Raw genomic sequence first — 14,242 nt, 5'->3', positions numbered from 1 at the left:
CGCGACGCGGAAGGACCCCGCGCGGGTGCCGGGCCGAAGAGGTTTTCGGCTGGCGCCGCGTGGGGTCCTTCGACTTCGCGCCTACGGCGCTTCGCTCAGGATGACATTGCGGGCGCTTCGGCGGCTTCCGTAGCTTCTGCGACCTGCGTCTCCTCTGCTTCCGGCTCCTCCATCAGGTAGCCGTGGGCGCGGTCCCATTGCTCGGGGTCGCCGTCCTTCTCCATGCCGCGGTACTCCACCGGGCGCTTGCGGGCCGACACCACGCGCACGATCTCGCCGATCACCGCGAACGCCAGCACGCCCACCAGCATGGGCACCTTCGACAGCTCCTCCTCCGAGCCGTTCAGCGGCACCACGGTAGCTATCATCGACAGCACCAGCAGCACCACGGGCAGCCACGCCGCCACGTTCATGAGCGCCTTGCCGCCGGGCACGCGGAAGATGCGCGGCGTGTCCGGATCCACCTTGCGCAGCTTCAGGAACGCCGGGAACATGGGCATGTAGCAGATGAGCAAAAACACGATGTTCATGCTGAAGAAGATCCAGAAGAACCCGTCCAGCCCCACGGCCGACATCACGGGCGAGATGAGCACGAGCGCGCTCGCGATGATGCCGTTCACGATGGACGCGCCGGTGGGCACGCCGTTCTTGTTGAAGTGCGCGAACACGCGGGGCATGTTCTTCTTCTCGGCCGCGTGCGCCGCCACGTAGTTCACGCCGAACGACCAGCTGATCATGTTGCCGAACAGCGTGACCAAAAAGATGACGCCCACCAGGATGAACAGCAGGCTGCCGTTGCCGGCCATGATGGCCACGGCGTCCATGATGCCGGAGTCGAGCGACACCTCGGTGGACGGGATGGCCGCGCCGATGCCGAACGAGCTGAACAGGTAGATGGCCGCGATGGCCAGGCCGCCGGCGATGATGGCCTTGGGAATCTGCCGGCTGGGGTTCTCCATGTCGCTGGCGAACACGGCGATGGCCTCGAAGCCCATGAAGTTGAACAGGATAATGGAAAGATACGTGAGGCTGCTCGCGTCCATCGACGGCAGGAACGTGGCCGGCGACATGTCGCTGGCGAACCCGTTCGTCACCGCGTAGTAGATGCCCAGGCCGCCCACCGACACGGCGATGAACACCTTCAGCACGGCCGACAGGTTGAGGATCCAAGCCGAGTCGGACGTCTTCGTGAAGCTCATGAGCACCACAATCCACACGAACGCAAGCTCGATGGCAAGCGAGGGCACCACGCCCAGATCCATACCGGTGAGAAGCGAGATGGTCTCGGGGAACAGAAACGCGAGCGACGCCATCCACAGCGGGAAGTTAATCCAGTAGTACCAGCTCACGCGGCTGCCCCACCTATCGCCGAACGCGCGGCGCACCCAGTCGGCGATGCCGCCCGGGTCGTCGGCGTAGGTGGTGCCCAGCTCGCACACGATGAGCCCGTAGGGCAGCAGGTAGGCGATGATGAGGAAGATCCACCAGAAGAACTGCTGGTTGCCGATGACGGCGGCGGGGGCCGCGGCCTCGGCCACGAACACGACGCAGATCACGGTGAGGATGGCGTCGATCATGCGGAATTTCTTTTTCTTGGCCATGCGGCTCCCCTTTCAAGAGCGAATGTCCCAAATGGGGACAGTCCCCATTTGGGACATTTCCGGCGCCGCCCGCAAAGGGGCGGCGCAGGGCGGGCGTTACTGTGCCGCGGCGATGGCGGCCGGGTCGGGCTGCTGCAGCGCCATGCAGTGGATGTTGCCGCCGCACAGCGACCACTCGCGCGTGTAGATCTTGATGATCTCGCGGTCGGGCATGAGCTCGGCGAACATGTCGCACGCCACCTGGTCCATCGGGTCGCCGTACTGGGGAACCAGCAGGCCGCCGTTCACGAAGTAGCTGTTGATGTAGGTGATGGCCAGCGGCAGGTCGGCCTCGCGGGACGCGGCGTCCTTGCAGATGTCCACGCCGGCGCTCTCCTCCTCCGAGATGCGGATGATGCCGGGGATCGGAATCTTGTGGATTTCGAACTTGCGGCCCTTGGCGTCGGTGGCCTCGGACAGCACGTCGTAGGCGGCCTTGAGGTTCGGGTACTGCGGGTTCGTCTCGTCATCGGTCCACGAAAGCGCCAGCACGCCGGGGCGCACGAAGAAGCACACGTCGTCGATGTGGCCGTCCGTTTCGTCGAACGCCATGCCGTCTTTCAGCCAGATGACCTTGTCCAGGCCCATGTACTCCTTGAAGTACTCCTCCACTTCCTCCTTGGTGAGGTGCGGGTTGCGGTTGTGGTTGAGCACGCTGTTCTCGGTCACGATGAGGGTGCCCTCGCCGTCGATCTGCATGGCACCGCCCTCGAACACCATGTTCGTGGCGTCGTAGGCGTCGTAGTTCTCCAGATCCAGCAGCTTGGTGGCGAATTCCTGGTCGCGCTTCCAGGGGAAGTACAGGCCGCCCTCAAGCCCGCCGTAGGCGTTCCAGCCCCAGGTCACGCCGCGCATGTCGCCCTCGTCGTTCACCACGTAGAACGGGCCCTTGTCCTGCGCCCACGCGTCGTCGATGGTCATCTCAACCACGCGCACCTCGTGCGGAAGGCGGGCGCGGGCGTTCTCGTACTGCTCGGCCGAGCAGAACACCGTGAGCGGCTCGTGCTTGACGATCTCCTTCGCCACCTCCACGAGGACGGCCTGCGCGGGCTTGCCGCCGTTGCGCCACGTGTCCTGGCGCTCGGGCCAGATGAGGAAGTCCTGCTTGCGCGGCTCGAACTCGCCGGGCATGCGATATCCGTCTTTCTTGGGGGTGCTGTCGGTGATGATCCTCATGGTACGCTCTCCTTCGCTTCGTGCGCTCAGCGCAACTTGACCATGCCCGCATCCTACGCCCCGCGCGCTCTGGCGGGCAGTACCCGCGGGCATGGCTTTGGAAGAGTACCCGCGCGGGATGGGTACCCGCGCGGGTACCCCCGATGGCCCGACGGGGCGCGCGAATGTGGTACGATAGCTGCATCACGACGATCGCGACCAGGGAGGGCGGCGGAACATGGTGGAGCTGAGCGATGCCCGATGGCGGCAGATCGACGACCTCTTGCTCTCGCTGTACTTCCCTGCCGACCTCGCCGACCTGCGCACGCGCGTCATGGCCGGCTTCAAGGCCATCGTGCCGTTCGAGAAGGGGTTCTTCGACCTGTGCGATTGCAGCGAGCGGGGGCGCTTCGTGTTCTACGACCCGGTGTCGGTGGACATGACCGAGGAGGAGCTGCTCTCCTACTACCAGCGCTACGAGTCTAACGACTACACTACCTGGCTGTTCTCGGTGAACGAGCCCGTGGTGTACCGCGACTCCACCTTCGTCACCGACGAGATGCGCGAGCGCTCGGAGCTGTACCGCGAGTGGATGATCCCCATGGACGTGCACTACAGCATGGGCAGCACCCAGGTGGGCAACGGCATGATCTACGGGTCCATCACGCTGTTCCGCATGCGCGCGTCGGGCGACTTCACCGAGGAAGAGGAGGAGTGCCTCGCCGTGCTCAACCGGCACCTGTCGCGCTACCTGGCCTTGGCGTGCCCCGCCGGGCTGCGGCGCGACGAGGGCGGGCGGCCCGTGACCGGCCAGGAAAGCCTCACGGCGCGCGAGCGCGAGATAGCCGCGCTCATCGCCGAGGGGCTGAGCAACCAGCAGATAGCCCTGCGCCTGTTCATCTCCGAGAACACGGTGAAGAAGCACGTCAAAGGCGTGTACCAGAAGATGGGCGTCTCCAACCGCCACCAGCTGATGGCCGAACTCTACCGAGCCGCCGCCATCGTCGTGGACGCGTAAAGTCGGACTGGCCCTACCGCTCCCAGAGGCCCGTTTTGCCGCCGTCCTTCTTGAGGAGGCGGACGTCCATGATCTCCATGCCGCGGTCGACGGCCTTGCACATGTCGTAGACGGTGAGGCACGCTACGCTCGCGGCGGTGAGGGCCTCCATCTCGATGCCGGTCTTGCCGGTGACGCCGCAGGTGCAGGTCACGCGGATGCCCACGCGGCCGTCGGCGCGCTCGCCCTCGCGCACGGGCGCGCACTCCACCTTGGCCTTCGTGATGTTGAGCGGGTGGCACATGGGGATGAGGTCGCTCGTGCGCTTGGCGGCCATGACGCCGGCCACGCGCGCGCAGGCCAGCACGTCGCCCTTGGCCGCCGTGCCGTCCACGATGAGCGCGAGCGTTTCAGGCCGCATGCTGATGAAGCCCTCGGCCACGGCCACGCGCTCGGTGTCGGCCTTCTGCGACACGTCCACCATGCGGACGTCGCCGTGCTCGTCGATATGGGTGAGGTGCTGGTCGGTCATGGGGTGCTCCTTGGTCGATTCTTGCAGGTTGACAGCTCGCAGGTTGGCGTAGTAAGTCAGCGAGAAGGGCTGAGGTGCGTCGAATTCGGGGGATCGCAAGGGCGAAGCATACTTCGGTACGCGAGTCCTTGTGATCGCGCGAAGGCGACGTGCCTCAGCCCTTCGCAGCGTCGGCGAGTTCCGGCGGCCGGCAGGCCGACGGAGCGTTTAGCCTCCAATTTGACTCATGCCTCGTTCGGTTCCCACCTTGTCGTGATGCTCGTCGGGCTTCGCGCCCAGGGCCTGGGCGAACACGGCGCGCACGGCCGCATCGCCCTCCCCCTCCGCGTCGGCGCGCAGGGCCGCGCGCACGTCGAACTCCTCGTCGGAGAACAGGCACGGACGCAGCTTTCCGTCAGCGGTGAGGCGCAGGCGGTTGCACTCGCCGCAGAAGTGGCGCGAGAGCGGGCTGATGAACCCGACCGTGCCCTTAGCGCCCGGAAACTCGAAGTAGCGCGCCGGGCCCCAGCCGAGCGGCGCGTCGTCGCGCGCGCTCACGAGCTCGGGCAGGCCCTCGGCCCGCGCGCGCTCGTTGATGATGTCGAACAGCTCCTCGCTCGGCACGACGTCCTCCTTGCCCCAGCCGCAGCCGTGGCTGCCTGAGCTTTCACCCACGGGCATGTACTCGATGAAGCGCACGTGCAAGGGACGATCGATAGAGAGCTTCGCGAACGCGAGGAAGTCCTGGTCGAGGCTGCGCACGGTGACGGCGTTGATCTTCACCGGGTCGAAGCCGGCCGCGAGCGCCGCCTCGATGCCGTCGAGCGCCTGGTCGAGCGTGCCGCGGCGCGTGATGAACTTGAACTGCTCCGGGTCGAGCGTGTCGAGCGAGATGTTCACGCGCGAGAGCCCGGCCTGCTTGAGCTCGCCGGCCATCTGGGGAAGCAGCGTGCCGTTGGTGGTCATCGAGATGTTCTCGATGCCGGGCGTTCCCGAGATGGCCCGCACGAGGTCCACCACGCCCTTGCGCACGAGCGGCTCGCCGCCGGTGAGGCGGATGCTGCGGATGCCGAGGCCCGCCGCCGCGCGCACGATGCGCTCGATCTCCTCGATACGCAGGATGTCCTCGTGCGCGAGCGACTGGACGCCCTCCTCCGGCATGCAGTAGATGCAGCGGAAGTTGCAGCGGTCAGTCAGCGATATCCTCAAATAGTCGATGGTGCGGCCATGGCTGTCCTTCATGGGGACTGCTCCCTTCTCGTCTGAGGATAGTATAGGGCATAACGGCACGCTTGCGAGAGACAATCTGGGGGCAAGAGGGGGCGTTCATCCCCTGGCGCTGAGGAGCGTTTTGAGCTCGCGCCAGATCTTTCCGGGGTGGCGGGCCAGGCTGCGGCAGATGCGGTAGGCGGGCAGAAGCGGGCGCAGAACCTTGTGCCGATGGAACGCCGGGAACGCGTCCTTCATCATGTCCTCGGAGATGAGCACGCGGTCGCGCAGGTAGCGACGCTTCGCGGCCGGCAGACTCCCCTCCTCGGCGACCACCCTCCCCAGCTGGCGCTCGATGCGCACCTGCATGGTGCCGTAGGTGCCGCAGCCCAGAAGGCGCATGAGCAGCGCCTCCTGCACCTCATCCAGAAGCGGCCCGCCGCCGGGCGCGGCTCGGCTTGTTTTGGCACGAGGCTGGCGCAGCGAGGAGCCCTTCAACCCGCTTCGCCTTGGGTCGAAACGGAGAATCAGGTGACTCCTCTCTTAGCGGGAGAACGAGCGCATGGAAATGGTGCTGCGACAGGGCAAGTGCCCGTACTTTTTACTCCTGACAGACTAGGTGCACGAATTCGTGCACTTCAAATGACAATCAACCGCTCATAACTTGTGTAGCATATTTTACATCGCGAACTGAGTGTATTTTGCATCGCGATTATGGTGTAAGCCGAAGCGCTATTTCGCCGACCCATCCCTCGCCGCCGCCGCGCTGCATGCGACGCCCAAGCGGTTGACGGACGACATGCAGACGTTCGGGAACCTTTTCGAGACGCTGGTCATACGCGACTTGAACGCGTTCTTGGCGACCTACCCCGGACTCGGCAATCGCCTCGGATACTACCGCGACGACAAGGGCCTCGAGGTGGATGCCGTGATGGAGGTGGACGGGCGATGGGCCGGCATCGAAGTGAAGCTCTCCGACGCCAAAGCGGAGGAAGGGGCGCGCAGCCTGCTGCGCCTCAAGGAGAAGGTGCTCTCCAACCCTGCCGCGCGAAACGCCGGCCCCGCGTTTTTGGCCGTGGTGGTCGGCCGGGGAGATTTGGCCTATCGACGGCCCGACGGGATCTACGTCATCCCCGTCGCCACGCTCGCGCCTTAGAGCGCCGAACCCCCGTTCCCTCGGCTGAGCTATCCTCTAGTTTGCGGTAGGCTGGCAAGCCCCCCTACCGCGACACCAGGTAGACCTTCTCCGGGGGGATGCGGATCCAGAGCTCCTCGCCTTCGCGGGGCAGCTGCTCGGGCGGCACGGTGAGCTTGTCGACGCGCCAGAACAGGTGCTGGTGCAGATACTTCATCTCGTCGTCGGTGCGCTGCACGGTGGGCGCGAACGACTCGTCGCGATCGAGGAACCCGAGGAGCGCCGTGCGCTCGAAGCGCGAGTCGCTCACGCGGTCCACGCGCACGCGGTGGCAGTTCTCGCCGGGGCCGTCGGCGCGCTCGAGGAAGAACGCGCGCACGCCCAGGCATTCCACGTCGCGCGGCACCTCGGCGGCCGTCGCCACCTCGATGCCCCACTTCGGCAGCCGCACGCGGTGGTCGCCCAGCCACTCGGCGGGAGTTGCGTTCTTGCAGCCCGACAGCTTGACGCCGGCGGTCGACTGCGGGCGGTTGACCAGGTCGTCCCCCGTGCCCACCTCCATGATGCGCCCGGCCTCCACCACCGCGATGCGGTCGCAGAAGCGCAGCGCCTCGTCGATATCGTGGCTCACGTACAGCACCGTGCCGTGGAAGGCGTCGAATAGGCTCACCAGGTTCTGCTCGAGCACGCTTTTGAGGTGCGCGTCGAGCGCGGAGAACGGCTCATCCAGCATGAGGATGTCCGGCCGCGCCGCCAGCATGCGCGCGAGCGCCACGCGCTGCTGCTGCCCGCCCGAGAGCTGCGCGGGGTAGCGGCGCTCGAAGCCCTCCAGGCCGAAGCGCTTGATCTCGGCCGCCACCAGCGCGTCGCGCACGCTGCGCGGCACGGCGCGCTCGATGCCCGCGCCCACGTTCTCGGCCACGGTGAGGTTGGGGAACAGCATGTAGTTCTGGAACAAAAGCGCCGTCTTGCGCTCCTGCGGCTTCAAGTTGATCTTGCGCGCCGAGTCGAAGAACACGCGGTCGTTCACCACGATGCGCCCCTCGTCGGGCGTCTCGATGCCGGCGATGCAGCGCATGGTCAGGCTCTTCCCGCAGCCCGACGCGCCGAGGAACCCCAGCGTCTCGTCGCCGGCCGTAAACGCCACGTCCAGCGTGAAGCCGGGATAGCGCTTCTTGATGTCCACTTCCAGGCTCATCGCGTCATTCACCTGCCTTCTTGCGGTACTTGGTGGTGCGGCTGCTCCACAGGTTGATGAACAGGATCACCACGAAGCTGAACGCGATGATGATGGCCGTCCAGAACCACGCCACCCCGTCGTTGCCGTTCATCCACTCGAAGTAGATGGCGATGGGGATGGTCCGCGTGACGCCCAGGTAGTTGCCGGCCAAAAACAGCGTCGCGCCGAACTCGCCGAGCGCGCGGGCGAACGCAAGCACCGTGCCCGCCGCGATGGAGCTCCACGACAGCGGCAGCATGAGCCGCAGGAAGATCTTCGCGTTGGACCAGCCGAGCGTGCGCGCGGCGTCCATCATGTTGGGGTCGAGGTTCTCGAACGCCCCGAGCGCGCTGCGGTACATCAGCGGGAACGCCACCACCACGGCCGCGATCACCGTGGCGGGCCAGCTGAAGATGAGCGGGAACCCGATGTCGATGAAGAACTGGCCGAACGCCGTGTTGCGCCCGCACAGCCACAGCAGCACGAAGCCGCACACCGTAGGCGGCAGCACCATGGGGATGGTGAACACGGAGTCCAGGATGTTCTTGGCCCTCTGCGAGACGTTGAGGCAGAAGTACGCCGCCAGAAGCCCCAGCACGAAGATGAACACGATGGCCGTGCCCGTGGTCTTGAGCGTCACCCCGAGAGGGCTCCAGTCGAGCGTGCGCAGGAACTCGCCGGCGGCCTCGAGGCCCGTGGGCGCGGCGACGATGCTCACGTCGCCCGACGGCTCGAGCCGGCCGAAGTCGGCGAACGAGGGCTTGAAGGGCACGTCGGCCTGCGTGAGGTCCGAGCCGTCCGCGCCAATCACGAACACGTAGACGTTGCCGTCCACCTCTTGGTCGAACTCGTAGCGCACGCCGTCCGCCTCGTAGGATGCATCGCTCGTGAAGCGCCAGTCGGCGATGTCGGAGAGCGGCAGGGAGCCGGCCGCCTGGCGCGCGTCGAGGGCTGTGAGGCACGCCTTGAGGACATCCTGGTCAGACGCATTCGCCGGGTCGACGCCGAGGCGCTCGGCGGCCTCGGGCGGCACGTAGGCCACCGCGTAGCCGTCGGCGGCCACCACCTGCACGAAGGCGCCGCGCTCCTGCCCCACCAGGTAGGAGTAGCCGCGGTAGGAGCCGCCCACCTCGCGGTTCGTGCCCTTCTGGGCGCGCGAGAACTCGCCGATGGCGAACGGGGAGCCCTCGACGAGCGCCGCGTCGCCGTCCTTGGACACCTCGACCTCGGGGGCTGGGGCAGGGGCGTTCGCACCGTCGTCGGCGTGCGCGATCGCCGGCAGCGCGAGCGCGAGCGCGCACGCGACGGCGATGCAGCAGCCCGCGATGAACCTTCTCGTGCGCGTCATCTTCTCTCCGTCCCCCTACCGCGAAGGGAGGACGAGCGCTCGCCCGTCCTCCCCGATCAACGTTGCCGTCCGGCTTCCGCGCGGCCTTACGCCAGCTCGAAGCCCCAGTCCTGCCAGATCTTCTGCGCCTTCTCGCTCGTCAGGCACCAGTCGAGGAACGCCTGCGTCTCCTCGGGATTCTCGCAGTTCGCCGTCAGCGCGCCGGGGTACACGATGTTCTTGTGCGTGTCGGCGGGCACGGTGCCCACCACCTCGACGCCGCCGAAGCGGTACACGTCCGAAGTGTACACGAACGCCACGTCCACGTCACCGGACTGCGCGTGCTTGCAGACGTTGCCCACCGACGTGTCGAGCACCGGCGCGTAGCCCTCGGCGAATTCGCCGCCCTTGCCGGAGATATCCTTGCCGGACTTGCCGGCCTCGTCGGCCGCGGGGAGGTACACGCCCACCGTGGAGAGCGCCTGGCACGCGTAGTTGCCGGCCGGCACCGACTCGTCGCCCACGCAGAAGGTGTACTTCCCATCGGCGATGTCCTGCAGCGTGACGTCCTTGAGGCCCGAGCCTTCCTTCGCCACGATCACCAGGTCGTTCTTGAACATGTCGACGCGCGTGGCCGGATCGACGTAGCCCTCCTTCTCGGCCGTGTCCATCGAGCCCTTCGAGGCGCTGATCAGCAGGTCAGCGTACGAGCCGGCGCCGAGCATCTCGTTCAGCTCGCCGGAGGACTTGTACTGCGTGTCGGCGAACGTTACGTAGTCATGGCCGTCGGCGATGTAGGCGGCCTGCACCTCCTCCATGGCCTTGGACAGCGAGTTGGCGGCGAACACCTGCAGCTCCACCGCATCCTTATCAGAGGCGGCCGGCTGCTGCTGTTCCTCGGCAGGCTGCTGCGGTTCCTCGGCCTTCGGCGCAGACGAGCAGCCGACAAGCGCGAACGCTCCCACCAGGGCGAACGCGCAGACGGCTGCGAGCGCGATGCGAATGCTCTTCTTCATAGGATTCCCTTCCCGATAGCTCATCGACGATGCCCAACAGCCGATCCGGCATACGCGCAAGAGGCCGCTGGCACGCCGGTTATATTATTCCATTTCAAGAATATAGTCAATTGCAAATATCATCGAAAGGGGATAAACGGACGGCAAGCGAGCACCCGAAGCGTACCCACCCTCTGTCATCCCGAGCGGAGCGCGTCAGCGCGGAGTAGTGCGCATTGTCGACCGAAACACACGCCACAGCGCCCTGAAGCGTGTGTTTCGGTCGACAATCGCTGCTGGGCGAGAGCGACGTGGCGCCGTTCCGGGGCGCAGCGGGGGGGCGACGTGTCTTGCGGCTACCTTTCGGCCGTCAGATCCACCGTGCGCGTGGCGATGCGGGCGGCTAGGGCAGGCGAATGCGACACGAACACGAGCCCGATGCCCCGCCGCTCGACCTCTGCCACGAGGAAGCGCCAGATCTGCGCCTGGGTGACGGCGTCGAGCATCGTGGACATCTCGTCGGCCACGAGGTAGCGGGGGTTCGCCGCGAGCGCGCGGGCGATGCAGAAGCGCTGCAACTCGCCGCCGGACAGTTCGTGCGGGAATCGGCGCAGCCATGCGCGGCGGATGCCCAGATCGTCGAGCAGCTGCTCGGGCACCTCGCCCGCCTCGGCCAGCGTGCGCTCCATGCGCATGCGCGGATCGACCGCCGCCTCCGGATGCTGCAGGATGAGCTGCACCGGGCACGCCCCGCGCTTCGGCAGCGGCGCGCCGTCCACCAGCACCTCGCCTTCGCGCGGGCGCTCGTAGCCGGCGAGGATGCGGCAAAGCGTCGTCTTCCCGAACCCCGAAGGCGCGCTGAGCGCCACCCGCTCGTCCACCCCGACCGCCAAGTCAAACCCCTCGTACAGCAGCCTTTTCGCCCCCGGATACCCGAACGAAACGCCCCGAGCCTCAAGCATGGAAGTCCTCCTTGTCGACCCCTTCCCCAACGTTGCGGCCGCGATCTCCGCGTCGCCCAACGTTCGGAGAAGGTTCGCCCGCGCGCCCACAGGTTGCGTCGGACGTGCTCCCCCCTTGGAGCGGGGCGGGGGCGGCACCGTCCACCAAGCGAGTTCCGCAGCGAAGCGAGGACTGTCCGAGCGACTGGGCGGCGCCGCCCCCGCCCCGCGGTCCCCCAGGTTGAAAATCGTGCTCCGGCAGCGCGTGCCACAGCTCGCGCGAGAACGGGTGCTCCAGCAGGTCGGGCGACGCGAAGTTCGCGACCGCCGTCTCCTCCACCACGGTACCGTCGCGAAACACCGCCACGCGGTCGGCCACGCGCAGCGCCAGCTCGATGTCGTGCGTGATGAGCAGCACGCCGTTGCCTTCGTCCGCGAACCGCCGGAAGTCGTCGAGCGCGCGCACCGCCAGCTGAAGGTCGAGGCCGGGCGTAGGCTCGTCGGCGATGATGACGCGCGGGTCGTCCATGAGCGCGCAGCACAGCAGCACCCGGCGCGCCATGCCGCCCGAGAGCTCGTGGGGGTACTGCCGCGCAACCTCCTCGCCCAGGCCGTAGCGCGCGAACAGCTCCTCGCGCCGGCGGCGGCGCGCCTCACGGGGCTCCTCCGGATGCGCGAAGCCCTCCACCTGCCGCCCCACCCTCATGAGCGGGTCCAGGTGGTTCACGCTCTGCGGCACGAGCGAGATGCCGCGGCCGCGCACGCGCCTGAGCGCGGCCGCGTCCATAGGCTCGCCGTCGAACCAGATGCGGCCGGCGACCGTGGCGTTCGGCTCGAAGAGGCCGAGTATCGCGTCGGCCAGAAGCGTCTTGCCCGAGCCCGACGCGCCCACCACGGCCACGATCTCGCCCGCATGCACCGAGATGCTCAGGCGCTCGATCACCCGGGACTCTCGCTGGCGCGCTTGGAAGAAGGGCGCGTCCTCGTCGTACATGCGAAACGACACGCTGAGATCCTCCACCTGCAGAAGGTGGTGCCCGTGCTCGTGGCGCGACGCGGGCGCGTGCCGGTGATGATGGTGGACCTGGGCGTCCTCGTGGCGCAGGGCCTCGTGCTCGATCATGCCGCCCTCCTATTCCTGCGCGCTGTGCGGGTCGACCAGCTTGCGCAGGCTCGACCCCGCCGCGTCGAACAACAGCGCCGTCGCCATGAGCGCGAGCCCCGGGAACACCGCGAGCCACCACATGCCCGCCGACAGGTACGCCATCGACTCGCTCAGGATGACGCCGATGGCGGGCTGCTCGGGCGGCAGGCCGAAGCCGAGGAAGGTCACGGCCGCCTCGTGCAGGATGGCGTGCGGGAACAGCAGGATGAGCCCCACGATGAACTGCGGCAGCACGTAAGGCAGCATGTGGCGGACGGCGATGCTCGCGGGCCCCTGCCCGAGCTTGCGCGCGGCGGCCACGAACGTGGAGCCTTTGAGTTGGAGCACCTCGGCGCGCACGACGCGGGCGAGGCTCGGCCAATGCGTCACGGCCACGCCGATGGTCACGCCGAGCGCGCCCTTCCCCAGCGCGAACGAGATGAGGATGAGCAGCACGATGTGCGGGATGCCCATCATGAGGTCGATGAGCCAGGTGACCGCCGCGTCGACGCCCTTGCCGCCGAGCGCCGCCGCCGTTCCCAGCACCAGCGCGATGACGGCCGACACCGTCGCGGCCAGAAGGCCCACCAGCACGCTCGTGGACAGCCCCGCCAGCGTGCGCAGCAGCATGTCGCGCCCCATCCAGTCGGTGCCGAAGGGGTGCGCGAAGCTGGGCGCGAGGTTCTTCTGCGCGAAGTCGGTGGCCGTGGCCGCGTCGCCCACCGCGATGCCCGCGACGACCACCGCCGCCAGCGCCGCCACTGCGAACACGAACGCCGCCAGCGTGAGCTTGCGGTTGCCGAGGCGCACCTTGCGGGGAACGTGCAGCACGGGCGAATGTCCCAAATGGGGACAGTCCCCATTTGGGACATTTTGGACGTCAGGCACGGTTCGCCACCTCCCCCTTGCGTATGCGCGGGTCGATGACGCCGTACAGCATGTTGGCGATGAGGTTGCCGCCGAACACGAACGCGGCGGAGAACAGCGCGATGCCCGCGAGCAGCGCCACGTCGCCGCCGAGGCCCGCCGTGACGGCCGCCTGCCCCAGTCCCGGATACGAGAACACCTGCTCCACCAGCACCGACCCGCCGAATATCTCGGAGATGGACGCGAATTGCAGCGTGATGGCCGGCAGCGCGAGGTTCCGCAGCCCATGGCGGCGCAGCGCGCCCCAGGTGGACAGCCCGCGCGTGCGGGCGAAGCGCATGTAGTCGCTTTCCAGCACGTCGATGGTCTTCTCGCGGGTGTGCAGCGCGATATTCGCCACGCCCACCACGGAAAGCGTGAGGGCCGGCAGCGCCAGGTGGTGCAGCGCGTCGGCCAGCGTCACGTCGGCCGCCGCCACGCCGATGGGCACCGAGAACCCGAACGGGAACCACCCCAGCTGCACCGAGAACACGATAAGGAACACGAGCCCCAGCCAGAACGTGGGCACCGACGCCAGAAGGAAGCAGTACCCCTTCACGATGCGGTCCACCAGGCGCCCGCGGTTCGCACCCGCCAGAATGCCCAGCGCGAATCCCAGCACGCCGCTCGCCACCCAGGCCGTGGCCATGAGCGCAAGCGAGTTCACCGCCCGCGTGGCGATGACGTCGGCCACCGGCGCGTTGTAGCGCAGCGACATCCCCAGGTCGCCATGCAAAAGGTCGCCGAACCAGTTCGCGTAGCGCTCCCAGAGCGGCGTGTTCACGCCCCAGTATTCCGCCAGCTGCGCGCGCTTCGCCTCGCTCATGTTCACAAGCGCCGCCTGCCCCACATTCGCCTGCACCGGATCGATAGGCGAAACGCTCACCAGCACAAACGTCACCAAGCTCACCGCAACCATGAGCAAGACGAACTTCACTATGTTCCGAACGATGAATCGAGCCATCCGACTACTATACCCTCACTTCCCCCAAACCTCCGCAACAAGAACCGTCTCAGCGAGGAACAATATCGACCAGCCCCCGCATAAGGCGATCGCGTCAGC

The 14,242-nt window shown here is 67.2% G+C and carries 14 protein-coding genes; 2 read left to right on the top strand and 12 right to left on the bottom strand.

Going from position 1 to position 14,242, the window contains the following annotated elements; genetic code table 11:
- Positions 1–95: 95 nt before the first annotated feature.
- Entirely contained in the window at positions 96–1,601 is a 1,506-nt protein-coding gene (locus FX134_RS13765; RefSeq protein WP_080803187.1) for an APC family permease, read from the bottom strand.
- Between the two features lie 96 nt (positions 1,602–1,697).
- Positions 1,698–2,816, bottom strand: a complete 1,119-nt coding sequence (gene aguA, locus FX134_RS13760; protein WP_080803184.1) for an agmatine deiminase — start codon at positions 2,814–2,816, stop codon at positions 1,698–1,700.
- Positions 2,817–3,033: 217 nt separating this feature from the next.
- On the opposite strand from aguA, the gene FX134_RS13755 reads away from it, so the two are divergent.
- Positions 3,034–3,813 carry a helix-turn-helix domain-containing protein gene (locus FX134_RS13755; protein ID WP_080803181.1) on the top strand — a complete coding sequence of 260 codons (780 nt, stop codon included), beginning with the start codon at positions 3,034–3,036 and terminating at the stop codon, positions 3,811–3,813.
- Between the two features lie 13 nt (positions 3,814–3,826).
- On the opposite strand, the gene moaC is transcribed toward FX134_RS13755, so the two are convergent.
- The 3 genes from moaC to FX134_RS13740 form a co-directional block, all read right to left on the bottom strand.
- Positions 3,827–4,324 carry a cyclic pyranopterin monophosphate synthase MoaC gene (moaC, locus tag FX134_RS13750; RefSeq protein ID WP_080803178.1) on the bottom strand — a complete coding sequence of 166 codons (498 nt, stop codon included), beginning with the start codon at positions 4,322–4,324 and terminating at the stop codon, positions 3,827–3,829.
- 207 nt (positions 4,325–4,531) lie between these two features.
- Positions 4,532–5,545: a GTP 3',8-cyclase MoaA gene (gene moaA / locus FX134_RS13745; protein WP_080803175.1), complete on the bottom strand. Its 1,014-nt coding sequence runs from the start codon at positions 5,543–5,545 to the stop codon at positions 4,532–4,534.
- Positions 5,546–5,629: 84 nt separating this feature from the next.
- Positions 5,630–6,010 carry a hypothetical protein gene (locus FX134_RS13740; RefSeq protein WP_080803172.1) on the bottom strand — a complete coding sequence of 127 codons (381 nt, stop codon included), beginning with the start codon at positions 6,008–6,010 and terminating at the stop codon, positions 5,630–5,632.
- A gap of 196 nt (positions 6,011–6,206) precedes the next feature.
- Between FX134_RS13740 and FX134_RS13735 the strand changes: the two genes are divergently transcribed.
- On the top strand, positions 6,207–6,668 hold the full coding sequence (locus FX134_RS13735) for a DUF4143 domain-containing protein (RefSeq protein ID WP_080803169.1): 462 nt from the start codon (positions 6,207–6,209) through the stop codon (positions 6,666–6,668).
- 64 nt (positions 6,669–6,732) lie between these two features.
- On the opposite strand, the gene FX134_RS13730 is transcribed toward FX134_RS13735, so the two are convergent.
- The 7 genes from FX134_RS13730 to FX134_RS13700 all read right to left on the bottom strand — a co-directional run bounded on the left by FX134_RS13730 (position 6,733) and on the right by FX134_RS13700 (position 14,143).
- Positions 6,733–7,845 (bottom strand): sulfate/molybdate ABC transporter ATP-binding protein, encoded by a 1,113-nt coding sequence (locus tag FX134_RS13730; protein ID WP_080803166.1) that lies wholly within the window; start codon positions 7,843–7,845, stop codon positions 6,733–6,735.
- Positions 7,846–7,849: 4 nt separating this feature from the next.
- Complete coding sequence (gene modB, locus FX134_RS13725) at positions 7,850–9,214, bottom strand: molybdate ABC transporter permease subunit (protein WP_080803163.1); 1,365 nt, start codon at positions 9,212–9,214, stop codon at positions 7,850–7,852.
- 86 nt (positions 9,215–9,300) lie between these two features.
- A complete protein-coding gene (gene modA / locus FX134_RS13720) occupies positions 9,301–10,209 on the bottom strand; it encodes a molybdate ABC transporter substrate-binding protein (protein WP_080803160.1) in 909 nt (302 codons plus the stop codon).
- 335 nt (positions 10,210–10,544) lie between these two features.
- Positions 10,545–11,150, bottom strand: coding sequence for an ABC transporter ATP-binding protein (locus FX134_RS13715; protein ID WP_080803157.1), 606 nt, complete (start codon positions 11,148–11,150; stop codon positions 10,545–10,547).
- Positions 11,143–12,252 carry an ATP-binding cassette domain-containing protein gene (locus FX134_RS13710; RefSeq protein ID WP_232050966.1) on the bottom strand — a complete coding sequence of 370 codons (1,110 nt, stop codon included), beginning with the start codon at positions 12,250–12,252 and terminating at the stop codon, positions 11,143–11,145. The genes FX134_RS13715 and FX134_RS13710 overlap by 8 nt, the downstream gene beginning before the upstream one ends.
- Positions 12,253–12,261: 9 nt before the next feature.
- Entirely contained in the window at positions 12,262–13,119 is an 858-nt protein-coding gene (locus FX134_RS13705) for an ABC transporter permease (protein ID WP_080803155.1), read from the bottom strand.
- Positions 13,120–13,153: 34 nt separating this feature from the next.
- Entirely contained in the window at positions 13,154–14,143 is a 990-nt protein-coding gene (locus tag FX134_RS13700) for an ABC transporter permease (RefSeq protein ID WP_080803152.1), read from the bottom strand.
- Positions 14,144–14,242: the final 99 nt, after the last annotated feature.

The sequence above is a fragment of the Arabiibacter massiliensis genome, from assembly GCF_902386925.1.
Classification (GTDB): Bacteria; Actinomycetota; Coriobacteriia; order Coriobacteriales; family Eggerthellaceae; genus Arabiibacter; species Arabiibacter massiliensis.
The sequence above is the reverse complement of the archived record's forward strand: the minus strand, read 5'-3'. Positions and strand labels throughout refer to the sequence as shown.